Raw genomic sequence first — 25,541 nt, forward strand, 5'->3', positions numbered from 1 at the left:
TCGGGCTCCCCTATTGCACTCGACCTGCCATGACCGAATTGACCTTCCTGGCCCGTCCCGCACGAGATCACTCAATGTGGCCGGGTGAAGCTCCACCGCGCGGTCTCCGCCGATTCGATGACCAGGCGCGAGGTCTCGCCGAATCGGAATTCCCCGGGCATCGAGGGGTCGTACGCCTCGGGGTCCAGGCCGATCTCGATTTCCTTTACGTGTTCCAGACCTTCGCCGGTCTCCAGTCGGACGGTGAGGCCCGGACCGCGTAGTTCACGTACTCCGGAAGTGGTTTCGGCGTCTACGTAACCGAAGACCGCGAGTGCGTCGGCGAGGCGTCGGCCGCGCTCCGCGGCGACCGAGAGCGTCACCCCGGTGACGTCCCTCATCAGCCTGTTCCCGCCCGCCACGGCGCCGAGCGCCGCGTCCAGATAGTTCTTCCGGGGCAGCTTCCCGTCCGGCGCGGGGCGGGCACCGAGGGAGTGGAAGTACTCGGGCGTCACCTCGTTGAGGAAGAGCAGCAGCGGGCTGCCCTCACCCAGGTCGACGCTGATCAGGTGGTACCAGGGCTGCTGCTCGTCCGTGCCCTCCACCGAGCGGCGCACCAGATCGTGGTGGTACTTGACCTCGCCCGAGGCATCCAGCAGGGCACGGGCACGCTCGGCGGATCCCGGCTCCTCGAACGAGAACACCAGGCCGCCCGTGAGCGGCGACGCGCCGGGCATGTCGCTGCCGAACAACTCGATCAAGGTGTTCTCGCCGGCCACTCCCAGAGTGGAGTACTGCCCGGCGACGGAGCTCTCCGCCTCCTTGCGCTTGATCCTTCCGAAGTCCCGCGCCAGGAATCCACTCGACGACACGTCACGATGCGCTGCGCCGTCGAGCAGCACCATGACGTGGTCGAGGCAAGGAACCGGTCCCCCATTCGCTGCGGATCCACTGGTCACCGTATGCTCCGATCCCGTTCGAATTGATGGTCTGACGAACAGTCGACACGCATGCAATTAACGCGGTTGTCCTCGGCGGACTCCGGCGCCAGGAGTCTTGCATCAGCCGCCCCTGGTAAGGCACCAGGGGATTCCCTGGGCACCCTTGGAGAGCCCCTGGGGTACCCCCTGTACCGGCGATATCTCCCTTGACACTCCGTCCGTCGCACGACAACGATTGGCGTCCGAGCAATTTGATCTACACGAGATCGCGGTAGCCGACAATCGGACGCCATGGCGATGCCGCCGACAGGACGCCGGACCGAGTCGAATTGACTTAGGAGTGTCGTGCACATCGAAATTCTTGGCACCGTCTCCGTCACGGTGGGCGGTCATGAACGTGAAATCCGCTCGAACAAGGTACGTGCCATGTTCGCGACCCTGGCGCTGGAACCCGGTCAGCCGATCTCCCATGTCGAACTCGCCGACGAGCTGTGGTCCGGCCAGCCTCTGGGCAATGTGCACAACGCGCTCCAGGCGCACGCCGCACGCTTGCGGAAGATCCTTGAGAGCCCTTCTCGGGGCCGCGCGGCCGGAACCGTGCTGCGCACCGTGTACAACGGCTATGTACTGGACATCCCTCGCGAGTCCGTGGACGGCAACCGTTTCCTCGGCCTCGCGGCGCGGGGCTCGACCTCCTTGCGCCACGACCCCTACCGGGCGATCGAACTCCTGGAGTCGGGGCTGCGGTTGTGGCGTGGACCGGCCCTGCTGGACGCCGGTGACGGCCTGCGGTGCAAGGCGGCGGCCGCGATGTTCGACGAGCGTCGGCTGACCATGTGGGAAGACCTCGTCAGCGCCAGACTGGCCATCGGCGACGTCCGCCAGGCCGCCGCCGACCTGCGCTCCCTCGTATCCCAGCACCCCCTGCACGAACACCTCTGTGCCCAGCTGATGATCGCTCTGTACCGCTCGGGACGACAGGGCGAGGCACTGACCCTGTACCACCGCACCCGTCGCCGGTTGGACGACGACCTGGGTGTACAGCCGGGCCTGCTCCTGCAACAGCGCTACGCCGAGATCCTGGCCCAGGACCCCGCCCTCACGCTGAGCGGGATCACCGGGTCCTCGTCCATGGGCCGGATCGCGTGAACGGGGTGAGCGTGCCGGGCCTGCCCGGCATACCCACGGGCGGCATCCGGTGACCCCTGCCGCGATACTCGCCGGCATCGGCGGCTGCCTGCCGCCCCGCGCGGTGTCCAACGAGGAGATCGCCGCCGTCTCAGGTGTCTCCGACGAGTGGATACGCTCCCGGACCGGCATCGGCCGGCGGTACTTCGCCGCGCCCGGAACGGCCACCTCCGACCTGGCGGTCGGGGCCGGCGAGCGGGCTCTCGAGCACTCGGGAGACCCCCATGTGGACACCGTCCTCGTGGCGACGTCCACGCCCGACCGGATCTGTCCGGCGACCGCTCCCACGGTGGCGACACGGCTCGGGCTGTCGGGCGTGGCCGCGTTCGACATCTCCGCCGTGTGCACGGGATTCGTCTACGGTCTCGCCACCGCCGCCGGGCTGATCGCGTCCGGCGTGTCCACCCGCGCCCTGGTCATCGGGGCGGACACGTTCTCCAGCATTCTCGACCCGACGGACCGGACGACTTCGGCGATCTTCGGTGACGGCGCGGGCGCGGTCGTCCTGCGCGCGGGAGAGCCCGGCGAACCGGGCGCCATCGGACCGTTCGACCTCGGCAGCGACGGAGCGGGCCGCGATCTCATCACGGTACGCGCCGACGGTTCGGAGCAGCGCCTGTCCGGGCTGCCCGCCGAGGCCGCGGACCGGTACTTCACGATGGCCGGCAAGGAGGTCTTCCGGCACGCGGTACAACGCATGGCCAAGTCCTCGACCACGGCGCTCGACCGGGCGGGCTGGCGCACCACCGACGTCGACTGGCTGGTCGCCCACCAGGCCAACGCGAGGATCCTCGTCCGGCTCGCCGACGAACTCGACATCCCGCGGCAGCGCGCCGTCAGCCATATCGCCGAGGTCGGCAACACCGCGGCCGCGTCCATCCCGCTGGCCCTCCACCACGCGCACACCACCGGCTTGCTGCGCCCGGGTGACCGGATCCTGCTCACCGCCTTCGGCGGGGGCCTCACCTGGGGCTCGTCCGTACTGACGTGGCCGGGCGACCGCCCGGCGTGACCACTCGGCGCGGCGCCGCCTGCGGCCCGTGCGCACCACCACAGGACAGCACCACCGGACGAAGGGAATGCATGATGACAGCCATGTACGACAAGATCGTCGACATCCTGGTCAACCGTTTCGAGGTCGAGCGCTCGGAGATCAAGCCCGACGTGACCTTCGAGGACCTGGAGATGGACTCGCTGTTCCTCGTGGAACTGCTGCTGGTGGTGGAGAAGGAACTGGGCGTGAAGGTCAGCGACGACGCCGCGTCGCCCCGCGACACCATCGGGCGGGCGGCCGAGGTGATCGAGGAGCAGGCGGCGGCGACCACGTCATGAGCGCTCGCTCCGTCGCCGTCACAGGGCTCGGTCTGGTCACCGCCGCGGGCATCGGCGCCGAGGCGAGCTGGCAAGGCGTGTGCGAGGGCCGGCCGACGGCCAGACACGATCCCACCCTCCAGGGCCTTCCGGTCGACATCTCCTGCACCGTCCCGGAGTTCAGCGCGACCAAGCTCGTCGGGCGGCGCAGCAACCTCATGCACGACAGGTTCGTCCAGCTGGCCCTCGTCGCCGCGCGTGAGGCCGTCGCCGACTCCGGGCTCGACCCCCGGACGTGGGACGGCGCGCGCGTCGGCGTCGTCGTGGGCTGCGGACTCGGTGGCGTCTCGACCTGGGAGCAGCAGCACCGGATCCTGCTCTCCGAAGGGCCGGACTCGGTCTCCGCGCTGCTGATCCCCCTGCTGGTGCCGAACATGGTCGCGGGTCATCTCGCGATGGAGTTCGGTGCCCGCGGGCCCAATTTCGTCACCGCCACGGCCTGCGCCTCCGGCGCGACCGCGATCGGAGTCGCGACCCAGCTGCTCCACGACGATCAGTGCGACGTGGTGATCGCGGGCGGCAGCGAAGCCGGGGTGAGTCCGCTGATCGTCACCGGCTTCGCGCGGATGGGCGCTCTGTCCCGGCGGCTGGACGAACCGGCCACCGCGTCCCGCCCGTTCGACGTGGATCGGGACGGCTTCGTCATCGGCGAGGGAAGCGGCGTACTCGTCCTGGAGCGGGAGGCCGACGCGCGGGCCCGCGGAGCGCGCGTCCGCGCCAGGGTCGCGGGGTACGGGGCCTCCGCCGACGCCCACCACATGACGGCCCCGGATCCGTCGGGCGCCGGAGCCCGACGGGCCCTTCAGACCGCGCTGGCCTCGGCCGACGTGTCGCCGGGCGACGTCGACCACGTCAACGCGCACGGCACCTCGACGCCGCTGAACGACGCGGCCGAGTCCAAGGTCCTGCACCAACTGCTGGGCACGCGTGCGACCGTGACGTCCGCGAAGGGCGCGGTCGGTCATTCCCTCGGCGCGGCGGGCGCGATCGAGGCGGCGCTGACCGTACTCACCCTGGAGAACCAGACCGTGCCGCCGACGGCGAACCTGGAGAACCTGGACCCGGAGATCGAGCTGGACGTCGTCACGAAGAGCCCACGTGTCCAGCGCATCGACGTGGCCGTGAGCAACTCGTTCGGCTTCGGTGGTCAGAACGCGGTGCTGGTCCTCACCTCGGCGTAGCAACCCCTCGTACATCCCCTCACCCCTGCCCGACGCCACGTCAACGGAGGTCGGCCTGTGGCCGAATCGCTCAGCAACGGTCCCTTCGACATCATCGTCGTGGGCGCCGGTTCCGCCGGTTGCGTGGTGGCGCGACGCCTGGTGGACCAGGGCGCGAACGTCCTGCTTCTGGAAGCCGGCGGCCAGGCCACCGACCCCGCCATCGACGACCCGCTGCGCTTCGGTGAACTGTGGTTCGGCGAACACGACTGGGCGTACCTCACCACTCCGCAGGAGCACGCGGCCGGCCGCAGGCTGCACTGGCCACGCGGTCGGGTGCTGGGCGGATCCAGCGCGCTCAACGCTCTGATCTACGCCCGGGGCGCTGCGCTCGACTACGACCACTGGGCCTATCTCGGCAACGACGGCTGGTCCTGGCGGGACGTGCTACCCGTCTTTCGGACCATCGAGGACTACGACACGGGGGCGGACGAACTGCACGGCTCGGGCGGCCCCTTGCCGGTGCTCACCAAGTACCAGGCCGACCCGATCCACGACGCGCTGATCCAGGCGGCGCGGGAGACCGGCATCCCCTGCCAGCCGGACTACAACTCGGGCAGCCCCGAGGGGATTTCCAAGATTCATTTCACCATCGCCGACGGCCGCCGGTGCAGCGCGGCCGCGGCCTATCTCGACCCGGTCGCCCATCTGCCCGGCCTGACCGTGGTCACCGGGGCCCGGGTGCGCCGCGTACTCGTCGAGGGCAGCCGGTGCACCGGCGTGGAGTGGCTGCGGGAGGGGGTCGTCGAACAGGCCACCGCCGGTGCGGAGGTGGTGATCAGCGCGGGAGCGATCGAGTCGCCCCGGCTCCTGATGCTTTCCGGCATCGGCCCCACCGCCGCTCTGCGTTCCCTGGGAATCGACGCTGTCGCCCATCTCCCGGGCGTCGGAGAGAACTTGCACGACCACGTCCTGGCGCCCGTCATCTTCGGCACGGAGCGCCCCGTGGGCCGACCCTCGCCCGGCCTCGGCCCCGCACAGACACATCTCTTCTGGCGCAGTCGGCCGGGACTGCCGGTGCCGGACCTCCAGCCCCTGCACTTCCCGGTCCCCATGTACCAGCCGGGGATGGCAGGGCCACCGAGCGGCTTCACCCTGCAGGCCGGAATCGTCCGGCCGACTGCCCGCGGGTCGATCCGGCTGACCGGGGCACGGCCGGAGGACGAGCTGCTCATCGACCCCGGCACGCTGCGTACGGGAGCGGACCTGGACTCCCTGGTGGCCGCCGCGGCGTTGTGCAGGGACATCGGACGCTCCTCGGTCCTGCGTGAGGAGTGGGGGGCCCGCGAGCTGTACCCGGGCCCCGCCGTGGGCGAGGCGGCCGGTGACCCGGAACTGCGCGCCTATCTGAGGCGAACGGTGACGACGTATCACCATCCGTCGGGCACCTGCAAGATGGGCGTGGACGCCGAGGCGGTCGTCGATCCGCGGCTGCGGGTGTACGGCATCGACGGACTGCGGGTCGCCGACGCGTCCGTCTTCCCGGCGATCACCACGGGCAACACCCACGCCCCGGCGCTGCTGGTCGGTGAGCAGGTGTCCCGGTTCATCGCGTCCGACCACGGCACGGCCTGGGCCACCCGGGCCGCTCGAGGTCTCTCCTGAATCACCGGTCCCGGCGCCGGACAGCCCTCACACGAGATCTTCGGAGGTCTCCCGGGCCGGGGCCGCCCCGAGTTCACCGGGCGCGTTCCTCTCCACGAACTCTTCGAGTTCCGGCACCGTCAGGTCCATGGGCGGTACCGCGACGAGTCGGTCGACCCCCGCGTCCGCGTAGGCCCTCACGGTGGCGGCGTCCAGGGGACGGGCCGGGGCCACGGAGATCTTGAGCGGTCTGTCCTGTCGTCCGGCGCGCTCGGAGAGCTCCTTGAGCGTGCGCACCTGTTCCGCCGCGGAGCGCAGGCCGACGAGATAGCCGAACCATTCGTCGCCGTGGGCGACCGCGCGCCGGTGCGCCGCGGCGCTGTGCCCGCCGATCACCAGCGGCACTCGGCGTTGCAGGGGCCGCGGGCGGGCGTCGACGCCCCCGAAGTCGGCGTACGAGCCGTGGAATTCGGGCTTGTCCGCGTACCAGAGCTCACTGATGGCCTGGAGGTATTCGTCCGCCCGTGCGCCCCGGCCGACCATGGGGACGCCCACCGCGCTCATCTCGGGCTCCAGATAGCCCACCCCGGCCCCGAAGATCAGGCGGCCTCCGCTGACCACGTCCAGGCTGGCCAACTGCTTGGCCAGCACCACCGGGTTGCGCTGGGGAAGGATGACGCAGCCGGTGCCGAGCCGGATCCGCTCCGTGTGGGACGCGAGGTGCGTCAGGGCCACCACGGGATCGAGCAGCGGGGTGTCCGGCTCCAGCGGGGACTCCTCGGGCCGGGGACGGGGCAGGACGACATGGTCGGCCACCCACAGCGATTCGTAGCCGAGCCGTTCGGCCCGCCGGGCGATGCGGGCCGAGACCGTCGGATCCGCCGCGGCGTTCATGTTCATCCCGAACAGGCCGACGGTCGGAGCAATGGTTGCCATGACGGTCATGCTAGCCATGCCCGATGATCGCGGCTGTCGACCGTCGGATCGCTCTGTCGTGCGAGGAACGTCTCGACCACGGTGCGGAAACGAGCGGGTTCCTCGAGATGCGGCATGTGGCTCGACTCCTCGAAGAGGACCCACTCGGATCGGGGCACACCGCTCTGGATCTCCTCGACGGCGCGGGGCGTCACTTCGTCGTACCGCCCCGACACCAGCAGCACCGGGACCCGCACCCGGTCGAGCCGGTCGCGGATGTCCCAGTTCCGCAGGGTTCCGGTCATGGTGAATTCGCTGGGCCCCATCATGGCTTCGTACACCGTGGAGTTCGCTCCCAAATGCCGCAGGGTGCGCCGGAGTTCGTCCGGCACGGGGCGGGCGCGGCACACATGACGTCCGTAGAAGTCCCGTACCGCCGCCTGATACTCCGGCGAGCCGGTGGTTCCCGCCGCCTCGTGGCGCTCGATCGGCTCCCGTACGTCCAGGGGCAGTTCACTCAGCAGCCGGGCGACCTCCTCGCGATAGGTCAGCGAGGACGCGAATCCGTCGGCGACGACGATCGACCTCAGCCCCGCCGGCCGCCGGACGGCCAGTTCGAGCGCCAGCATCCCGCCCCAGGAGTGTCCCAGCACGTGAAAGTCGTCAGCGACGCCCAAGTGATCCACGAGCAGCCGGAGTTCGTCCAGGAACAACTCGGGCGTCCAGAACTCGGCGGTGACCTCCCCGTGGTGCTCCGAGCGCCCGCTGCCGAGTTGGTCGTACAGCACACAGGTCCATCCGGTGCTCACCAGCTCGGTGACCGAGGTGAGGTAGTCGTGGGTGAGTCCGGGGCCGCCGTGGCAGATCACCAGCGCTGGCCGGCCGGAGCCGCGGCCGGGCGGGCCGACCACGCGGTACCACGTCCTGTGCCCCCGCCACTCCATCACGCCCTCGGTCGCGGTCACGCCGTCCAGTGCCGTCAAAGCCGCCTCCACGTCCTCGGATACTCCGGCCCCGCACCATCGGCGAGAGGGCACACAGGGCGCATCGTCGCCGCGGCGGCTGACCGCCTCCTGACAGCTCGCTGACCGCGCGACCGAAACCGGCGCAAGCCCGACCCGGGTCAGCGTCCCGTCAGGCGCCGGTCAGTGGGTGACGCCAGGCTGATCCGTGACCGATGGGCAGGCAGCCCTCGCGCGCCAGGTCACGCGACCACAGTTCGATGCAGTAGGAGGCAGACCCTTGAGCGATGCGCAACCGCCCCAGGCCACGGAGATCGCAGCGGCAGTCAGGCAGGTCCTCGGCGACTCGCTCGGCTATCTCTACCCCGCCGCACTGCGCGTGGCTCTGCGCCACGACATCGCCGGCCTCCTCGCCGACGGACCCAAAACCAGCGAAGAACTCGCCGAACTCACCGGCACACACGCCCCGTTCCTCCACCGCATCATGCGCTTCCTCGCCACCCGCGGCATCTTCGAGGAAGACCAGCACGCCACCTTCCACCTCACCCCCGCCGCACACGTCCTGCGCACCGACGTCCCCTACTCCGTCCGCTCCACAGCCCTGCTGCTGACGGACGAGATGTACTGGAAGTCGACCGGACGCCTCGAAGACACCGTCCGCGACGGCAACACCGCCTTCAACGACATCTTCGGCGCCCCCCTCTTCGACTATCTCGACCAGAACGAGGAGAGCGCCCGGACCTTCCACACCGGCATCGCCGATCTGTCGACCATCGAGCAGGGCGGCATCGCGGAGAGCTACGACTTCCCCGAGTCCGGGAAGATCGTCGACGTCGGCGGCGGCCCGGGCGGCTTCCTCCGCACGGTGCTCGCCAACAACCCCGGCCTGCATGGTGTGTTGTACGAGCAGGACGCGGTGCTCCAGCAGCATCAGCTCGACGACGAGGCGATCGAGGGCCGTTGGGAGACGACCGAGGGGAACTTCTTCGACGTCGCGCCCACCGGCGGCGACATCTACGTCCTCAAGCGCGTTCTGCACGACTGGAGCGACGACGACAGCCTGCGGATTCTCCAGGCCGTCCGAAAGGCCATGTCCGACGAGGCACGCCTCCTGGTCATCGACGCCGTGGTGCCGCCCGGCAACGAGCCGCACGCGGCCAAGCTGTACGACGTGGCGATGATGACCATCTTCGACGGCAAGGAGCGCACCGAGCCGGAGTTCAAGGAACTCCTCACCGCCGCCGGTCTTCGACTGGTCCGGGTCATACCGACGCCGGGCACGGTGTCCATCATCGAAGCCGTGACGGCCTGAGCCGCACGAAGCCAACCGCTCGTGAACAGGACACCGGGAGCCGAACCTTGAGCGATGCGCAACCGACCCAGGCCACGGAGATCGCAGCGGCAGTCAGGCAGGTCCTCGGCGACTCGCTCGGCTATCTCTACCCCGCCGCACTGCGCGTGGCTCTGCGCCACGACATCGCCGGCCTCCTCGCCGACGGACCCAAAACCAGCCAAGAACTCGCCGAACTCACCGGCACACACGCCCCGTTCCTCCACCGCATCATGCGCTTCCTCGCCACCCGCGGCATCTTCGAGGAAGACCAGCACGCCACCTTCCACCTCACCCCCGCCGCACACGTCCTGCGCACCGACGTCCCCTACTCCGTCCGCTCCACAGCCCTGCTGTTCACGGACGAGATGTACTGGCTGTCGGCCGGACGCCTCGAAGACACCGTCCGCGACGGCAACACCGCCTTCAACGACATCTTCGGCGCCCCCCTCTTCGACTACATCCAGGGCGACGGGGAGCGCGAACAGCTGTTCAGCGACGCCATGGACACCATGTCCATGACGGAGCAGAACAGCATCGTCGCGGCCTACGACTTCCCGCCGACGGGAACCGTCGTCGATCTGGCCGGCGGTCTCGGCGGTTTCCTGCGTACCGTGCTCGTCCACAACCCCGGCCTGCACGGTGTCCTCTTCGAACGTGAATCCGTCCTCCAGCGGCACAAGTTGGACGAGCCCGCGATCGAGGGACGTTGGGAGACCACCGCGGGGGACTTCTACGAGCTCGTGCCGTCCGGCGCGGACTTCTATGTCCTCAAGCGCATCATCCACGACAAGAGCGACACCGACAGCCTGCGCATTCTGCGCACCGTACGCAGCGCCATGACCGAGCGGTCGCGCCTCCTGATCGTCGACCCGGTGCGCCCGCACACGGACGTCCCGCCGTCCGTGACTCTCTCCGACATCGTCATGCTGACGGTGTTCGAAGGACGGGAACGCACCGAGCAGGAACTCGAGGAACTGCTCGCCGCCGCGGAACTCAAGTCGCTCGGGGTCATCTCCACGCCGGGAGCCCTGTCCATCGTGGAGGTCGCTCCGGTCTGACGTGGCAGTGGCTGATTCTCCCGACGGGGACGATCTCCACTGTTACCGTCCGGAGTCGGTTCGTTTCAGCACCCCTCGGAGGCAGGCATGACTCAAGGTGAGACAACTGCGGAGCGCGGCATCGTCGAACCCGGCTACACGCACTTCGACGAACTCGATTCGATGGGCTTCGTGCACAACTCCCGCTACATGGTCCTCGTGGAACGTGCGCTGACCACATTCTGGGCACGCAAGGGATTCGCGTACACGGACGGGAAGTACACCCACCCTGACGTATTCCTGGCTGTGGCGGAGTTCTCGATCAGCTATCGGGCACCCATTCGTGGTACGGGCGAGATCGGCGTCCACCTCTGGATAGACAAACTCTCCGACACCAGCGCGGTGTACGGATTCCGTGTCCTGTCCGCGGACGGCGCCGTGGTGCATGCCGAAGGGCGGCGGGTGCACATCCGGCTCGACCCCAAGACGCTGCGCCCCACGTCCTGGAGCCCCGAGTTCCACGACGTCGCGAAGGCCCTGCTCTGAGATCGGCGGCCAGGCGCCTCGGTGCGAGGGGCTGAACAGCGGCGGAGATGTCACATCGCGGCCCCGGGCTTGCCTGCCCGGGGCCGCAATGCTGTCCACGACGTGTCAGCGGGCCGGTGTCAACGCCATGTCAGAGTCCGGTCAGCCGTCCGGACCACACTGGCCGAGTTCACCGGCCCGGGACGCCCGGCCGGGTGGTGATCGGCCGTACCGGCTCCTGAGACCGGGCACACCCCACCCAGACCGAAGGGCCACGATGACCCCTGAAACCGGGTCCGCCACCGCCACGACGTCCGTGCCGGACACGCTCGCAGAACCGGTCACGCGGGTCGGACGAAGGTTCGTGGGCGGCATCGCGCTCGTCAGTCTGGGCATGTGGACCGCGTTGTACACCCCTGTGCAGGTGTTGCTCGCCCAACAACTGGAGACGATCGACCCGCACAACAAGGCGTCGGCACTCGGCCTGGTCACCGGGCTCGGCGCCGTGACAGCGCTGGTCGCCACCCCGCTCGCGGGCGCCCTGTCGGACCGCACCACCTCCCGTTTCGGCCGCCGAAGGCCCTGGCTGGTCGGCGGCGCGCTGGGCGCCGCGCTGGGTCTGTTGATCCTGGCCCCACAGACCACGGTGACAGGCGTCGCACTCGGCTGGTGTCTGGTTCAGCTCTCACTCAGCGCGATGCTGGCAGGCCTGGCCTCCGAGGTGCCCGACCACGTCCCCGTCGCGCAGCGCGCCGTCGTGAGCGCGTGGGTGGGCGCCACTCAGCCCCTGGCCGTCGTGCTCGGTACGGTCCTGGCGACCGTCGTCGTGAGCGGACCGCACGGCGGTTACCCCTTGGTCGCCGCCGTCGTGGTCCTGTTCGCCGTGCCGTTCGTGTCCTCGGTCAAGGACGCGCGGCTGCCGCGCTCCGCGGTGCCCGCCGTGAACTGGTCACGGTTCCTGGCCGGGTTCTGGATCAGCCCTCGCCGCCACCGGGACTTCGCCCTCGCGTGGCTGACGCGACTGCTCGTCCAGCTCGGCAACGCCACGGGAACGCTGTACCTGCTCTACTTCCTGCGCGACGAAGTGCGCTACGAACAACGGTTTCCCGGGCACAAGGCCGAACAGGGGCTGCTGACTCTCGTCGCCCTCTACTCCGTCGGCATCGTGCTCACCGCGTTCATCGGCGGTGTGGTGTCCGACCGGCTCGGTCGGCGCAAGTCGCTGGTCACGGCGTCCGGCGTGGTGATCGCGCTCGGTTCGGGCCTGCTGGCGATCTGGCCGACGTGGCCGGCCGCACTCATGGCCGCGAGCCTGATGGGCATCGGTTACGGCGTCTACGTCTCGGTGGACCAGGCCCTGATCACCCAAGTGCTGCCCACTGCGGGCGACCGCGGAAGGGATCTGGGCGTCATCAACATCGCGAACTCCCTTCCGCACGTGCTGGCACCGGCCATCGCCGCCGTACTGGTCACGCACCTCGGAGGTTACCGGGCGCTCTTCGCGTTCGCCTCGGTCCTCACCCTCCTCGGCGCTGTCCTGGTACAACGCATCCGAAGCGTGCCCTGACCGGCAGCGGACTTCCCTCGTCACGCCCACTCCCGTGATCGGTGGGAGATCGTCTTAGCGGGACGGCGGAAAGTCGGTCCCGACCACTCGGGGTCGACTGCTCCGGTTTCCCGGGTCGGCGAACCCTGCCGCGCGATGACCGGACCGGACGCCGACTGGGCCGTGGTGCGGGTGCGCCACGTCTGGAGCGGGCCGAGCGTCCACGTCTCCTTGCTGTCGCGGGTGGCAACCGGCCAGGCGATGTCGTGCGACGTGACACCCGCCGTCCTGCCCGCCCGGTTGATCGGGATCACCGCACCGGCGGAGGTGTCACCGGCCGGCGTGGGAGCGGTGGCGGACGCGGCGGGAGCGGTCGCCGCCAGGCCGTCACGCCGCTGCAACCGACCTGTTCCGCGGGCACGTCTCGCCGGCTCAAGCTCTCGCACAGCACGTACACGATGCCTCGCAGTGCGGCCCGGTCGTCCGCAGGCAACCGTGCGGGACGCCGATGCCTCCTGGGCGAACGAGGAGGCAACAGTCGGGCGGGCCACGTGTTTCCGCAGGTCATCCGGCACGAGGTCGACGGAGACATCGAATCCTGCCGACACGGCGCCCAACTGTTGAGCCCCACACCATCAGGCGATCACAGAACCACTCAAGAACGCATGAAACCGCCCTCTGATGACAGAGCCACGGAGATCCGTCCCTCCAGAACGAGGTCCGTTGCTCAGCCTTGACTGCATTGGTCCGGTCCAATAGCGTCGCCCCGCACAGAACTCCACACGGCTCAACACCCGCCAGCCGTCACCTGCGTTGATAGTGCGTCCGCTGGTCCAGGGACGGAAGCCCGGCCGCCCGCTGTGGGCCTGCCTGTCCAAGGCAGCCCAGGTGCCTGCCGGTCCTCGCCCTGTTCGTCGTCATCCGGATCCGCAAGTGCGCTTGCGCTGCTCACTGTTGGTGGAGATCACCGGGGCGGCGTGGCGGACAAGCACGATCACGCCTTTTCTTCGGAGGTCAGACCGATGCAATTATCCTCTGCGAGACCACGGCGCCGCGGATGGAAGAGAGCGCTGACTCTGATTCCCGTCGCCGTCATGACGGTGGCGGCCACCGTCACCGGGACGCTGAACGCCGAAGCGGCAGTGCCCCCGACGCCGTCGGGCTTCACGCTCACTTGGAGCGACGACTTCAACGGCGCGTCCGGCACCGGCATCGACCAGAGCCTGTGGAAGTACGACACCGGGCCGGGCAGCAATTTCGGCACCGGTGAGATCGAGACCATGACCAACAGCACCTCGAACGTCTCTTACGACGGCCAGGGGCATCTGGTGCTCCAGGCGCTGCACTCCGGTTCCGACCCGCGGGGCGGATGGACCTCCGGGCGCGTGGAGACCCAGTCGGCGGCCTTCGGCGCCCCGGCCGGCGGAGTCGTACGTATCGAGTCCGTCCTCCAGCAGCCCAACGTCACCACCGCGAACGGCGCGGGCTACTGGCCGGCGTTCTGGATGCTCGGCGCGCCGCTGCGCGACGGTGTGACCTGGCCGAAGTCCGGCGAGATCGACATCATGGAGGACATCAACGGCCGCAGCTCCGATTTCAGCACCCTGCACTGCGGCGTGAACCCGGGCGGGCCGTGCAACGAGTCGACCGGCATCGGCTCGGGCGAACGCGCCTGTGCCGGCTGCCAGACCGGCTTCCACGACTACGCGGCGGAGATCGACCGCTCGGTGTCGCCGGAGCAGATCAGGTTCTACCTCGACGGGAACAACTTCTTCACCGTCAACGCCAACCAGGTGGACGCGACGACCTGGTCCGACGCGGTCGACCATCCCTTCTTCATCATCTACGACCTGGCTATCGGCGGCGGCTTCCCGGACGCCTTCGGTGGGGGCCCGAACGCGTCGACGGTCTCCGGCGGCAAACTGGTCGTCGACTCGGTGGCCGTCTACAACAAGGGGCCTGGCTCCGGGGGTGGCGGCGGCGGTTCATCGACCGGCCAGACGATCACCGGACCCGGCGGCAAGTGTGTCGATGTGGCGGGTGACGACACCGGCGGCGACGGCACCGCAGTGCAGCTGTGGGACTGCCAGCAGTCGGCCAAGGACCAGCACTGGACCTGGAGCGGCCAGACCCTGCAGACTCTCGGCAAATGCCTGGACATCACCGGCGGCAACAGCGCCGCGGGTACGAAGTTGCAGCTCGCCACGTGCAACAGCGGCGGCTACCAGTCATGGGTGCGGCAGACCGACGGCACGCTACGGAATCCGACCAGTGGCCGGTGCATCGACTCGCCGTCGGGCGCCACCGCGAACGGCACACGCCTCCAGATCTGGGACTGCAACAGCTCCGGCGCCCAGAACTTCGCCATCGGTACCCCGATCTACGGACCGGGCGGCAAGTGCGTGGACGTGGCGGGTGACGACACCGGTGGTGACGGCACCGCGGTCCAGTTGTGGGACTGCCAGCAGGCGACCTCGCTCGACCAGAAGTGGACGTGGAGCGGCCAGACCCTGCGCACGCTGGGCAAATGCCTGGACATCGCAGGCGGTGTCAACGCGGCCGGCACACCGCTCCAGTTGGCCGGCTGCAACGGCGGTGCCTACCAGAACTGGGTCGCCAACGCCGATGGCTCGATGTCCAACCCGGCCACCGGCCGGTGCATCGACTCACCGTCGGGCGCCACCGCGAACGGCACACGCCTCCAGATCTGGGACTGCAACAGCTCCGGCGCCCAGAAGTTCGCCCTGGCATGAGAGGGAGGAGGCTCACGGCCCCCGGCCGAAGCCTCCTCTTTGCCCGTCCCGGACAGGTCCGCTTCGCAGCTTGCTTGTTCTGCCACACAGCAATCCCCGGCGTGAGCGGATCGCCGGTGTCCCGCACACGAGTGGCTCCAGACCTCGCGTGAACCGAGGCCGGGTACATCGAAGGGCAGCACCTCAGCCGGTGAGGCTCTTCGATGTATCGCGGGTGAGCAAGCACTGGCGCAGGACAAGAGTCGACAGCCCGTCGGGGGTTGACCCCACCACATTTTCCGACGGATCACTCGGTGGTACGGAGGGCTCGGTTCCCTCTCCGTGCGGCGGATGCAGGACGGTGCTGTCCGTCCCGAAGGCGGGGTGGACGTCGTGTCCCGCTTCGGCCGCGCGCCGCCGCACGGAGAGGCTCACCATGGGCGTCCGCCGCACCGTGCGGCGTGCTGCGGTCCGGCCGAGGCAGGCCCGGCAGTCCCGCTAGCCGGCCCGGCAGCTCAGGACCGGCGTACCGGCGCCACCCGGCGTCGCACCGAACCCGAAGCCGGTCGAGGCGCCGACCGCGATGGCGCCGTTGTGGTCGGCGTTGTTCGCGGTCACCGTCCTGCCCACCTGGCTGTAGGAGGCGTTCCACATCGCGGAGATGGTCTGGCCGCCCGGCCACTCCCAGGTGACCTGCCACGACTTGGTCGTCGAGGAGCCCGTGTTGGTGACCGTGATGTCGGCGTTGAAGCCACTGCCCCAGTCGCTGCTCACCTTGTAGGTGGCGCTGCATCCGCTGGAGCCGCCCCCGGTGCCGGCGGTCGTGGCGGTGACCGACGCGGACGCCGCGGAGGTGTTGCCGGCCGCGTCGCGAGCCCGCACGGTGTAGTCGTAGCGGGTCCCTGCGGTGAGGCCCGTGTCGGTGAAGGACGTGCCGGTGGCCTCACCGGCCTTGGCGGTGCCACGGTAGACGTCGTAGCCGGTCACCCCGGTGTCGTCGGTGGAGGCCTTCCACGACAGGGACACACTCGACGCGGTGGTACCGGTCACGGCCAGTCCGGCCGGTACCGAGGGTGCGGTCGCATCTCCGCCTCCCCCGCCTCCGGTGAAGCCCGGGGCCTTGATGGCCGCCAGGTAGCCGTCCTTCACGGTGTCCACGGTCTGCCAGTCGTCCTTGAGGATGCCTCCCGTGTCGCCGGAGTTCGGATTCCACGACCAGAAGGTCCAGTTGAAGCTGTCGGCCCCGTATGTGTTCGTGGGGCGCAGGTAGTCGACGAGCGCCGCGAGCCACTTCTGGTCGATGGTCGACTGCAGGGTGGTGCCGAACTCGCCGAGCCAGACGGGGGCGATGTTCTGTTTGAAGATGTAGCCCCAGTTCTTGTCCCAGACGGCCGGCATGTTCGCCGGGAACGACGGGTCGCTGAACCACGGTTGCTGGGCGACGCTGGTGGCGTAGTCGTGGGCCGAGTAGACAAGGCGGTTGGCGACACTCAGCCGCACCGGCGCGGTGGCGACCCCGGCCAGATTGCCGCCCCACCAGGTGCTCTGACCGTTCACCGTCTGGACGCCCTCGACGAAGATCAGCAGGCTGGGGTTGACGGACAGGACCGCGTTGCCGGCCCGTTCCGCCGCGAGCCGCCAGTCGGTGCTCGTGTCGCCGCATCCCCAGCAGGCGGGGTCGTGCGGCTCGTTGTGCAGGTCGATCCCGATCACGGCGGTGTTGCCCTGGTAGCGCGCCGCCATGGCCTTGAGGTCGGCGATCCAGGTCGCCTCGGGGACGGCGGAGGTGTACCAGAGCGCCGACTGGGCCGAGGAGTCGGGCCGATGACGGTCGAGTACGACCTTGAGGCCGATCGAGCCCGCGTAGCCGACGATCTTGTCCATCACCTGGAGCGAGTTGAGACCTTGCAGGTCGGAGTTCAGACCGTTGGCGTAGGTGATGCCGTTGGGCTGGGTGCCCTTGAAGATGTCGTCGCTGTAGGGCAGGCGGATGGTGTTGTAGCCCAGGGTCTTCATCTGGTCGACCATCGACTTGTAGTCGCGCGACCAGAGGCCGTGCGCAACGTAGTTGGACGTCTCGAACCCGAACCAGTTGACGCCTGCCATGCGCACCGGCTGGTTCTGCGCGTCGAGGATCCGGCGGCCCTCGGTGTGCCAGTATCCGGCGCCGGACGCGGCTGCCGCAGGCGACGGGGACGAGGGGGCGGCGGCCGCCTGTGCGGGCACCGCCGGCGTGAACGGGACGAGAGCCGCGAGGGTCGCGGTGAGGAGCGCGACCAGGGTGCGCCTGACGCGGAATGAGGGTGGGTGACGCATGGTGGGGGTCCTCTCCGGGTGGGAGCGCTCCCATTCTTGGGCGCGCATCTCCGGGCGGGCAGGCGGATGGGCGTCCGGCATGACGGCTCCCGCGGACCGGCAGGAGTGTCCCGCTCCCGACGGCCGGCTCGTCGAAGCCGGACTGCGCACATGGAAGCCACTAAGCGTGTTCGCGTCAATACCTCACGCGGTGATCGTGTCCCTCCGCGGAGCCGTCGACCGCGGGAACGTCCCGTCCGGACCACACCCGCGCCACTGCGGCCAGGCGGGCGTACCCCCGCCTTCCGGATTCTCCGTGGGACGCTTTCCGCGCCTCCTACGCCTTCGCGCCCGCCGCGACCCGGCATGTACCCGCACAGCCCGCGAGTGCGCACGCCACGAGCGCAATGAGTGATGAGGTGTCGGCAACCCATCTTTCGCACGGGTGTTGACATCCACAGGTCGAACGCCGCACCTTGGGAGCGCTCCCACCTCAGCCCCATGTCCCCGCCGTCACATCAGTGACCGGGCACCGTCCACGCGCACCGGCAAGATGCCGGGCCCACGTCCGGACGACGCCGCGGCGCGCTCATGTTCGGCGGCCCTCCGGCTCCAGCTTGCGCGACGCACGCGGTCGCACCTTCGTCATGCCTGAACGCAACGCCCGCCCGGCGGAGTTCCGTCCGGTGTGCCCGAGCCGCGGCACACCGGGTGGCCGCCGGCGATCCCGCACGCCGACCGTACCCGCCTGCTCTCCCCAGGAGATGGCCGATGCCTTCCCGTAGACCCGACTCCACCGTGCGCCGAAGCGGACCGAAGCGGACCGCCGCTCTGGCCGTCGGTGCCCTCCTCGGAGCCCTGTCCGTCGCCGCCCTTCCGACCACCGCGACCGCGGCCGCCAAACTCGACAATCCCTACGTCGGCGCGAAGGCCTACGTGAATCCCGACTGGTCGGCCAAGGCCGCGGCGGAGCCGGGCGGTTCGGCCGTCTCCGACCAGCCCACCTTCGTCTGGCTGGACCGGATGGCCGCTATCCAGGGCACCGCCGACGCCCGTGGTCTGAAGGCGCACCTCGACGCGGCCAAGGCGCAGGGCGCCAACCTCGTCCAGTTGGTCATCTACGACCTGCCGGGGCGGGACTGCGCGGCCCTCGCCTCCAACGGCGAACTCGGTCCCGACGACCTGGCCACCTACCAGAGCAGTTACATCGACCCGATCGCGGCGATCCTCGCCGACCCGGCCTACGCGAGCCTGCGGATAGTCAACCTCATCGAGCCCGACTCGCTGCCCAACCTCGTGACCAACGCGGGCGGCACCGCCGGCTCCACGACCCAGTGCGCCACCATGAAGGCGAACGGCAATTACGAGAAGGGCGTCGGATACGCCCTCCACAAGCTCGGCGCTCTGCCCAACGCCTACAACTACATCGACGCCGGCCACCACGGCTGGCTCGGCTGGGACAGCAACCTCACGCCGTCGGCCCAGGAGTTCAAGAAGGCCGCCACCACCAACGGCGCCACCGTGAACGATGTGACGGGCTTCATCGTGAACACCGCGAACTACTCCGCCACCAAAGAGCCGTACGTGAAGGTGACGGACACGGTGAACGGCCAGACGGTGCGCCAGTCGAAGTGGATCGACTGGAACCAGTACGACGACGAGAGCTCGTACGCACAGGGCCTGCGCACCGCGCTCGTCGCGCAGGGCTTCGACGCCGGTATCGGCATGCTCATCGACACCTCGCGCAACGGCTGGGGCGGTTCGGCCCGGCCGACCGGTCCCGGCCCGACGACCAGCGTCGACGCCTACGTGGACGGCGGTCGCATCGACCGGCGCATCCACGCCGGAAACTGGTGCAACCAGAGCGGGGCAGGTCTCGGCGAGCGCCCGGCGACCGCACCCGACACCGGAATCGACGCCTACGTGTGGGCCAAGCCGCCGGGCGAGTCCGACGGGGCCAGCCAGGCCGTCGACAACGACGAGGGCAAGGGCTTCGACCGGATGTGCGACCCCACGTACACCGGGAACGGGCGTAACGGGAACAACCTCACCGGAGCACTGCCCAACTCCCCGCTCGCCGGGCACTGGTTCTCCGCCCAGTTCCGTCAACTGCTCGCCAACGCCAACCCGACCCTGAGCGGATCGGGTGGCGGCGGCAGTGACACGCAGGCCCCCACCGTTCCCGGCGGTCTCGCGGTCAGCTCCACGACGAGCAACGGCGCCACCCTGAGCTGGAGCGCGTCCACGGACAACACCGCGGTCACCGGATACGACGTCTACCGCGACGGCACCAAGGTCGGCAGCGCCACCGCCACGTCCTACACCGACAGCGGGCTCGCCGCCTCCACCACCTACACGTACACCGTCAAGGCCAAGGACGCGGCCGGCAACGTCTCGGCCTCGTCCACGGCGGTGTCCGCCACCACCAAGGCATCGGGCGGAGGCGGAGGCACCTCGGGCCTGAAGGCGCAGTACAAGAACAACGACTCCTCCAGCGGTGACAACGGGATCAGGCCCGGCCTCAAGCTCGTCAATGGCGGTTCCGGCGCCGTCGACCTGTCCAAGGTGACCATCCGCTACTGGTTCACCGGGGAGTCCTCCTCCGCCGGCTACCAGACCTTCTGCGACTGGGCGCAGCTCGGCTGCTCCACTGTGAAGACCTCGGTGAGCGCCGTTTCCCCGAGCCGCGCGGGCGCAGACCACTACCTGGAGGTGGGCTTCGCTTCCGGTTCGCTGGCCGCCGGCGCCGACAGCGGTGATCTCCAGTTGCGCATGGCCAAGTCGGACTGGTCGAACTTCGACGAGTCGAACGACTACAGCCGGGGCGCCAACACCTCCTACGCGGACGCGGCGAAGGTGACCGTGTATGTGTCGGGCACCCTCGTCTGGGGCACCGAGCCGTAGGCGGGCGGAACGGACAGGGGGCCGGGGCGGTGACGCTCCGGCCCTCACGCCGTCCGTGCAGGACGCCGCCGCTCATCCGTCCTGGCGCGGTGCGGCGGTACTGCCGCGGACGGCCAGCCGCGTGGCGAGTTCGGCGCGCGGCAGGTCGACGTCCTCCCCGTCGATCAGACGTGGCAGCGTTCGGGCGGCCTGGCCTGAAGGGGCTGGCGCACCGTGGTGAGGGTGGGATCGCTCCACCGGGCGATCGGAACGTCGGCGAAGCCGACGACGCCCATGTCGTGCCAGACGCGCAGCCCCGTTTCGCGCAGTGCCGCGTACGCCGAACACCTGGAGGTCACTGGCGGCGAACCGCGCGGCGCCGCGGGCGTCCGGTCCCTCGGCCTCGTCGATCGCCGACGGTGGCTATCCGGGCACACGGCTTGTCACGCCTCACCGCCGCCGCGAAGGCGAAGAACCCGCCGACTGCCGCTCACCCGTTTTCTCCGTCGATGCGTTCCCGAGAAGCGATCGCCCCTCGGGAACGCCGGGTGCCGAGCGGGGACGGCCGTGTCCCGCGAGAGGCGTGCACCAGAGCTGGAACCCCAGGTCAGTGCACTCTTCCGCGCGGCTTCAGCGGCGGCGGGGGCAACTCCGGTGCGGGCAGCGGAGCGCCGTCGTATCCCTTCACCTCACCGAAGCGTGCGCTCTTGGCCCAGTCCTGGCGGGCCCGTTCGATGTCCTCCTGGGTGCGGCCGATGAAGTTCCACCAACCCTCGGGGGATATCAAACCTCCCCAGTACGACCCGACACGTGCCGGTGTCAGGCGCGCTTCCTGCACGCAAGAGGGCGAACCAGGGAGCGGGATCGTGCGGCGCCGATGCGCGGGCGGGGGCGGAGCGTCTCCGCAGAGGTCGGCCCCCGATGGGTCTGCAAGCGCCCGGGCATCTTCCGCCCGGGCACACTCAAGGAGCTCATCGTCGCCGGCCCAGGTACCGGGTTCGGCTGATTGCACTTTATGCAGTCACCCTCGGTGTGGCCAAGCCTGTCCCCCGGCGCCGCCGGTGTGCCGGGGGACGGCCCAGCCGATCAGCAACAGCGGGCACAGCGACGGATCCTGACAACATCGGCCTGTCGGTCGCGGACGCCTCCCATCTCCTGTGGATATCACGCCCTGTTGAGCTCGTTCAGACGTATTCCGCCGCCGCGTCCAGCAGCCAGTCCGTCAGGTAGTCGGCAAAGGACGAACGGACCAGTACCCAGAACCCGGCCTTGGGTTCGTCCCTGGCGACCAGCACGATCTGTGTGCGGGCCAGGGTGGTCTGGGCGCAGCACCCGGCCCCGAAGATACGCGGGTGCAGATCCAGGGGGCAGCCATGTGCCAGCAGGTCACGGGCGCGTGGACCCGTGATGAGGAGGGTGGTGCGCTGGGCGGAGACGTCGGTGACAGCCACGGGCTCGTCGCCGCTCGCCGCCCTGATCCGGCTCTCCAGATCCCGCTGACCGCCGGTCGGACCCACCACCAGCCATTCGTCGGGGCCCAGCCACACAGCGGTCAGCTCGCCGGTACGTACGACGATGTTGGGTTCGAGGGGCAGCTGGAGGCCCAGCGCGAGCCCGACGGCGTCCGCTGCCGCTCCCTTGGCGTCGAGCCGGACGTTGACCTGGGCCAGGAAGGGGAGTTCGGCCAGCCGGACCGCGCCCCCGGAGGTGCGCGTCGCGGCGGCCAGGCGGTCGGCGGCATGCGACAGGGGACTGCGGCGCGAGATGGTAGGGGCGGTGTCAGCCATCACGGCGGGCTCCCTCGGGGTCGTAGAGGACGGGGCTTGCGACGGTCACCGGAACCAGCCGGTCGCGCGCGACGGCGTAGAGCCGCTCGCCGATGCGGTCCCGGCCGCCCTTGACCAGGGCGAGGGCGAAGGTCCGGCCGAGCGCCGCGCTGCGGTAACTGGAGGTGACGTGGCCGAGCATCGGGACGGGCGGGGCGGGCAGCACGCTGTCAGCAACCAGCTGCGTGCCTTCGGGGAGGAAGGCGCCCGGATCCTCCGGGAGCAGGCCGACCAGGTGCTTGCGGTCGGGTCGGACAGCGTCGGCGCGGGCGTAGGAGCGCTTGCCGATGAATTCGGGCTTCTTCTTCGACACCGCCCAGCTCATGCCGAGGTCGTGCGGAGTGACGGTGCCGTCGGTGTCCTGGCCGATGATCGGGTAGCCCTTCTCCGCGCGCAGGACGTGCATGGTCTCGGTGCCGTACGGGGTGATGCCGAACGGGGCACCGGCCTCGTACAGCGCCTCCCACAGGGCGAGCGCCTCCCACGGTGACACATTGATCTCATAGGCCAGTTCGCCGGAGAAGCTGATCCGGCACACCCGGGCCTCGACGCCCGCGACGGTCGTGTCCCGCCACGCCATGAACGGGAAGCTCTCGTTGTCCACCGCCAGCGTCGGCGCGAGCGTCCCCAGCACCTCGCGGGAACGGGGGCCGACCAGGGCGACGGTGGCCCACTGTTCCGTGACGGAGGTGCAGTGGACGCGCAGCCCGGGCCATTCGGTCTGCAGCCATTCCTCCATCCAGTCCAGTACGGCGGCCGCGTTGCCCGTCGTCGTGGTGACCAGGAAGCGGTCCTGGGCGAGGCGGATGACGGTGCCGTCGTCGAAGATCATGCCGTCCAGGTGGCACATGACGCCGTAGCGGATCATGCCGACCTTCAGGGTGCTCATCATGTTGGTGTAGAGCCGGTCCAGGAAGACGGCGGCGTCCGGGCCCTGTACGTCGATCTTGCCGAGGGTGGAGGCGTCCATGAAGGCGACGCCGTCGCGGGCGGCGGCGCACTCGCGCAGCACGGCGGTCTCCATGTCCTCGCCGTCCTGCGGGTAGTACCAGGGCCGCTTCCACTGGCCGACGTTCTCGAACAGGGCGCCGTGCATGACGTGCCAGTCATGCAGAGCGGTCGTACGGATCGGGTCGTGCAGTGCGCCGCGGTCGCGGCCCGCGAGCGTGGCGAAGGAGACCGGCGTGTAGGGCGGGCGGAACGTCGTCGTACCGAGGGCCGAGACGTTCACGCCGAGCAGTTCGGCGACGACGCCGCCGGCCAGGACCCCGGAGGTCTTGCCCTGGTCGTTGGCGGTGCCGGCCGTGGTGTAGCGCTTGGTGTGCTCGACCGAGCGCAGGCCGGCGCCGGTCGCGCGGGTCAGGTCGTCGACGGTGACATCGCGCTGGAGGTCGACGAAACGGGGTGCGCCGGCGGGGCCGGGGACGAGGAAGACCTGCATGGCGGGCGAGTGCGGTTCGGCGGCCACCTCGGGGAGGCGGGGCGCCTCGGAGGCGTAGCCCTCGGCCTCGATCGCGCGGGCACCGGCGGCCGCTCCCTGAGCGAGGGCCCGGGCCAGGTCGAGGACGCCGTTCGCGCTGCCCGCGACCTCGACGGCCTGGCGGCAGGTGCCGGGGACGAAGGAGCCGAGCGTGTCGTCGTAGCGCAGCTTTCCGCCCGCCTGGCTGAACAGGTGCGCTACGGGGTTCCAGCCGCCGGAGACCAGCAGCAGGTCGGCGGCGAACTCCCGGGTCCCTGCCGACTCCCCGTACGGAGCGGCCGTCACGGCGGTGAGCCGCGGGTCGCCTTCGGTGCCGACCACGGCGTGTCCGCTCAGCACCTCGATCCCGGACTCCCGGGCACGGCGCGCCCACTCCCCCGGCTCGGGCCGGGTGTCGACGATCGCCGCGACGTCCACGCCCGCCGCCGCGAGATCCAGCGCGGCGGCGTAGGCGCTGTCGTTGGTGGTGAAGACGACGGCGTGGCGGCCGGGAAGGACGCCGTGACGGTTGACGTAGGCGCGGGCCGAGGCGGCCAGCATCACACCGGGGCGGTCGTTGTCCGCGAAGGCCAGCGAACGCTCGTGGGCGCCGGTGGCGAGCACGACGCGACGGGCGCGGATGCGCCAGACACGCTCGCGGGAGACATGCTCCGGGGCCTCGGCGCCGAGGTGACTGGTGCGGCGCTCGACGGCGAGGAGGTGGTTGTCGTCGTAGTGGCCGAAGACCGTGGTGCGACGCAGCACGCGTACCTCGGGCGCGGCTTCGAGGAGCGCGCCGATCTCTTCCGCCCAGTCGAGGAGTTCGCCCGACCCCGGCAGACTGCCGCCCAGCTCCGGCCGGTCGTCGGCGAGGATGACGCGCGCTCCGCTGCGCGCGGCGGCTGCCGCGGCGGCGAGTCCGGCCGGTCCGGCGCCGACCACGAGCAGGTCGCAGTGCGCGTGGACGGCGTCGTAGCGGGCGGGGTCCGGTTCGGTGGCGAGGCGTCCCTGACCGGGCAGGCTGCTCGCCACCAGACCGTCGTACAGTTCGACGGTCGTCGCGGGCAGCATCGGCTCGGGGAAGGGTGCCTCGATCTGGATGACGGCGTTGGGCTCCTCGACACCGGCCGAGAAGATGCCGCGCGGGCGGCCGAACTTGATGCTCGTGCCGGCCTCGATGACGCCGTTGGCGAGGAGGGCGGAGGCGAGGGTGTCGCCGCGGAAGCCCTCGTACTCCGTACCGTCGAAGGTGAAGCGCAGGCGCTCACCGCGGTGGACTCGGCCGCCGGTGGGCAGCCGGAACGGTTGGGTGGCGACGGGAGTGGTTTCTTCCCCGAGCCCGCCCCTTCCCGAGACTGGGGCTGCCGCCCCGGACCCCGCGGGGTCCGTCGACGACTGCGGGTCCGTGGGTGGGTTGTGCCCACCTGATCCGCCCTGCAGAACGCCTGCCCACGACCCAGGCCGGGTGGAATTGTCCGGCCTCGGCTCGCCCGAGCGGTACACGGAGAGAATCTCGTTCGTCGCCGTGTCGCGCACCGCGTTGAACCAGCGGCGGCATCCGGCCGCGTGGCTCCAGCGTTCGGCGAACGGGCCCTTGGGGTTGTCGCGGAAGAAGAGGTAGCGCGCCCACTCCTCGTCGGTCAGGGCGGCGGAGTCCTCGGGATAGGGCACGTGCGCCTGGCCGCCGTAGTGGAACTCGGCCTCGTCACGGGGCCCGCACCAGGGGCATGGGATGAGCAGCATGG

19 protein-coding genes and 2 pseudogenes are annotated in these 25,541 nt (G+C 69.9%); 11 read left to right on the forward strand and 10 right to left on the reverse strand.

From position 1 onward, the window contains the following. Positions 1–71 precede the first annotated feature (71 nt). A complete protein-coding gene (locus ACFYR3_RS21225) occupies positions 72–884 on the reverse strand; it encodes a DUF5829 family protein (protein ID WP_355840575.1) in 813 nt (270 codons plus the stop codon). 417 nt (positions 885–1,301) lie between these two features. Here ACFYR3_RS21225 and ACFYR3_RS21230 point away from each other — a divergent pair, with 417 nt between their 5' ends. The 5 genes from ACFYR3_RS21230 (at position 1,302) to ACFYR3_RS21250 (ending at position 6,304) form a co-directional block, all read left to right on the forward strand. Then, positions 1,302–2,069 carry a BTAD domain-containing putative transcriptional regulator gene (locus ACFYR3_RS21230; protein ID WP_389284368.1) on the forward strand — a complete coding sequence of 256 codons (768 nt, stop codon included), beginning with the start codon at positions 1,302–1,304 and terminating at the stop codon, positions 2,067–2,069. Between the two features lie 49 nt (positions 2,070–2,118). Further along, a complete protein-coding gene (locus tag ACFYR3_RS21235) occupies positions 2,119–3,120 on the forward strand; it encodes a beta-ketoacyl-ACP synthase III (RefSeq protein ID WP_356780694.1) in 1,002 nt (333 codons plus the stop codon). Positions 3,121–3,191: 71 nt separating this feature from the next. Then, complete coding sequence (locus ACFYR3_RS21240) at positions 3,192–3,440, forward strand: acyl carrier protein (protein ID WP_389284328.1); 249 nt, start codon at positions 3,192–3,194, stop codon at positions 3,438–3,440. After that, entirely contained in the window at positions 3,437–4,660 is a 1,224-nt protein-coding gene (locus ACFYR3_RS21245) for a beta-ketoacyl-[acyl-carrier-protein] synthase family protein (protein WP_355840578.1), read from the forward strand. Before ACFYR3_RS21240 ends, ACFYR3_RS21245 begins: the two co-directional genes overlap by 4 nt. A gap of 57 nt (positions 4,661–4,717) precedes the next feature. Continuing rightward, positions 4,718–6,304 (forward strand): GMC family oxidoreductase, encoded by a 1,587-nt coding sequence (locus ACFYR3_RS21250; RefSeq protein ID WP_389284330.1) that lies wholly within the window; start codon positions 4,718–4,720, stop codon positions 6,302–6,304. Between the two features lie 27 nt (positions 6,305–6,331). On the opposite strand, the gene ACFYR3_RS21255 is transcribed toward ACFYR3_RS21250, so the two are convergent. Beyond that, a complete protein-coding gene (locus tag ACFYR3_RS21255) occupies positions 6,332–7,219 on the reverse strand; it encodes a TIGR03619 family F420-dependent LLM class oxidoreductase (RefSeq protein ID WP_389284332.1) in 888 nt (295 codons plus the stop codon). Positions 7,220–7,224: 5 nt separating this feature from the next. Continuing rightward, positions 7,225–8,181: a proline iminopeptidase-family hydrolase gene (locus tag ACFYR3_RS21260; RefSeq protein ID WP_389284334.1), complete on the reverse strand. Its 957-nt coding sequence runs from the start codon at positions 8,179–8,181 to the stop codon at positions 7,225–7,227. Between the two features lie 259 nt (positions 8,182–8,440). Between ACFYR3_RS21260 and ACFYR3_RS21265 the strand changes: the two genes are divergently transcribed. The 4 genes from ACFYR3_RS21265 (at position 8,441) to ACFYR3_RS21280 (ending at position 12,622) form a co-directional block, all read left to right on the forward strand. Beyond that, complete coding sequence (locus ACFYR3_RS21265; RefSeq protein ID WP_389284336.1) at positions 8,441–9,472, forward strand: methyltransferase; 1,032 nt, start codon at positions 8,441–8,443, stop codon at positions 9,470–9,472. 47 nt (positions 9,473–9,519) lie between these two features. Next, a complete protein-coding gene (locus ACFYR3_RS21270; protein ID WP_389284338.1) occupies positions 9,520–10,551 on the forward strand; it encodes a methyltransferase in 1,032 nt (343 codons plus the stop codon). Between the two features lie 87 nt (positions 10,552–10,638). Further along, the gene (locus ACFYR3_RS21275) at positions 10,639–11,076 is read left to right on the forward strand and encodes a hotdog domain-containing protein (RefSeq protein ID WP_355840584.1); all 438 of its coding nucleotides are present in this window, start codon (positions 10,639–10,641) and stop codon (positions 11,074–11,076) included. Positions 11,077–11,332: 256 nt separating this feature from the next. Continuing rightward, positions 11,333–12,622, forward strand: a complete 1,290-nt coding sequence (locus ACFYR3_RS21280; protein WP_356780682.1) for an MFS transporter — start codon at positions 11,333–11,335, stop codon at positions 12,620–12,622. Positions 12,623–12,642: 20 nt separating this feature from the next. Here ACFYR3_RS21280 and ACFYR3_RS21285 read toward each other — a convergent pair whose 3' ends face one another. Continuing rightward, positions 12,643–13,002 (reverse strand): hypothetical protein, encoded by a 360-nt coding sequence (locus ACFYR3_RS21285; RefSeq protein WP_355840657.1) that lies wholly within the window; start codon positions 13,000–13,002, stop codon positions 12,643–12,645. Beyond that, a pseudogene (locus tag ACFYR3_RS21290) lies at positions 12,975–13,145 on the reverse strand (IS5/IS1182 family transposase); the annotation flags it as partial. The pseudogene ACFYR3_RS21290 and the gene ACFYR3_RS21285, both read right to left, overlap by 28 nt. Before the next feature lie 550 nt (positions 13,146–13,695). Between ACFYR3_RS21290 and ACFYR3_RS21295 the strand changes: the two are divergent. Continuing rightward, positions 13,696–15,354, forward strand: a complete 1,659-nt coding sequence (locus ACFYR3_RS21295) for a ricin-type beta-trefoil lectin domain protein (protein WP_389284341.1) — start codon at positions 13,696–13,698, stop codon at positions 15,352–15,354. A gap of 477 nt (positions 15,355–15,831) precedes the next feature. Here the strand turns inward: ACFYR3_RS21295 and ACFYR3_RS21300 are convergent, their stop codons facing one another. Continuing rightward, positions 15,832–17,649 carry a cellulase family glycosylhydrolase gene (locus ACFYR3_RS21300; protein ID WP_389284343.1) on the reverse strand — a complete coding sequence of 606 codons (1,818 nt, stop codon included), beginning with the start codon at positions 17,647–17,649 and terminating at the stop codon, positions 15,832–15,834. Between the two features lie 750 nt (positions 17,650–18,399). Here ACFYR3_RS21300 and ACFYR3_RS21305 point away from each other — a divergent pair. Beyond that, the gene (locus ACFYR3_RS21305; RefSeq protein ID WP_355840588.1) at positions 18,400–20,532 is read left to right on the forward strand and encodes a glycoside hydrolase family 6 protein; all 2,133 of its coding nucleotides are present in this window, start codon (positions 18,400–18,402) and stop codon (positions 20,530–20,532) included. A gap of 164 nt (positions 20,533–20,696) precedes the next feature. Here ACFYR3_RS21305 and ACFYR3_RS21310 read toward each other — a convergent pair whose 3' ends face one another. The 4 genes and pseudogenes from ACFYR3_RS21310 to ACFYR3_RS21325 all read right to left on the reverse strand — a co-directional run bounded on the left by ACFYR3_RS21310 (position 20,697) and on the right by ACFYR3_RS21325 (position 25,539). Continuing rightward, positions 20,697–20,870: a substrate-binding domain-containing protein gene (locus tag ACFYR3_RS21310; protein WP_389284345.1), complete on the reverse strand. Its 174-nt coding sequence runs from the start codon at positions 20,868–20,870 to the stop codon at positions 20,697–20,699. A 248-nt stretch (positions 20,871–21,118) separates the two neighbouring features. Continuing rightward, positions 21,119–21,280, reverse strand: a pseudogene (locus tag ACFYR3_RS21315) (pirin family protein); the annotation flags it as partial. Positions 21,281–21,695: 415 nt separating this feature from the next. Next, on the reverse strand, positions 21,696–22,298 hold the full coding sequence (locus ACFYR3_RS21320) for a sarcosine oxidase subunit gamma (RefSeq protein WP_389284347.1): 603 nt from the start codon (positions 22,296–22,298) through the stop codon (positions 21,696–21,698). Next, positions 22,291–25,539 (reverse strand): sarcosine oxidase subunit delta family protein, encoded by a 3,249-nt coding sequence (locus ACFYR3_RS21325; protein ID WP_389284349.1) that lies wholly within the window; start codon positions 25,537–25,539, stop codon positions 22,291–22,293. Before ACFYR3_RS21325 ends, ACFYR3_RS21320 begins: the two co-directional genes overlap by 8 nt. Positions 25,540–25,541: the final 2 nt, after the last annotated feature.

It is taken from the genome of Streptomyces sp. NPDC005784, assembly GCF_042871525.1.
In the GTDB taxonomy this organism is placed as follows: domain Bacteria; phylum Actinomycetota; class Actinomycetes; order Streptomycetales; family Streptomycetaceae; genus Streptomyces.

Bases quoted from the DNA above. Each gene is read 5' to 3' on its own strand.
- ACFYR3_RS21225 (WP_355840575.1), bottom strand. From the start codon at position 884: ATGGTGCTGCTCGACGGCGCAGCGCATCGTGACGTGTCGTCGAGTGGA.
- ACFYR3_RS21240 (WP_389284328.1), top strand. From the start codon at position 3,192: ATGATGACAGCCATGTACGACAAGATCGTCGACATCCTGGTCAACCGT.
- ACFYR3_RS21245 (WP_355840578.1), top strand. From the start codon at position 3,437: ATGAGCGCTCGCTCCGTCGCCGTCACAGGGCTCGGTCTGGTCACCGCC.
- ACFYR3_RS21255 (WP_389284332.1), bottom strand. From the start codon at position 7,219: ATGGCAACCATTGCTCCGACCGTCGGCCTGTTCGGGATGAACATGAAC.
- ACFYR3_RS21275 (WP_355840584.1), top strand. From the start codon at position 10,639: ATGACTCAAGGTGAGACAACTGCGGAGCGCGGCATCGTCGAACCCGGC.
- ACFYR3_RS21280 (WP_356780682.1), top strand. From the start codon at position 11,333: ATGACCCCTGAAACCGGGTCCGCCACCGCCACGACGTCCGTGCCGGAC.
- ACFYR3_RS21295 (WP_389284341.1), top strand. From the start codon at position 13,696: ATGACGGTGGCGGCCACCGTCACCGGGACGCTGAACGCCGAAGCGGCA.
- ACFYR3_RS21300 (WP_389284343.1), bottom strand. From the start codon at position 17,649: ATGCGTCACCCACCCTCATTCCGCGTCAGGCGCACCCTGGTCGCGCTC.
- ACFYR3_RS21305 (WP_355840588.1), top strand. From the start codon at position 18,400: ATGCCTTCCCGTAGACCCGACTCCACCGTGCGCCGAAGCGGACCGAAG.
- ACFYR3_RS21320 (WP_389284347.1), bottom strand. From the start codon at position 22,298: ATGGCTGACACCGCCCCTACCATCTCGCGCCGCAGTCCCCTGTCGCAT.
- ACFYR3_RS21325 (WP_389284349.1), bottom strand. From the start codon at position 25,539: ATGCTGCTCATCCCATGCCCCTGGTGCGGGCCCCGTGACGAGGCCGAG.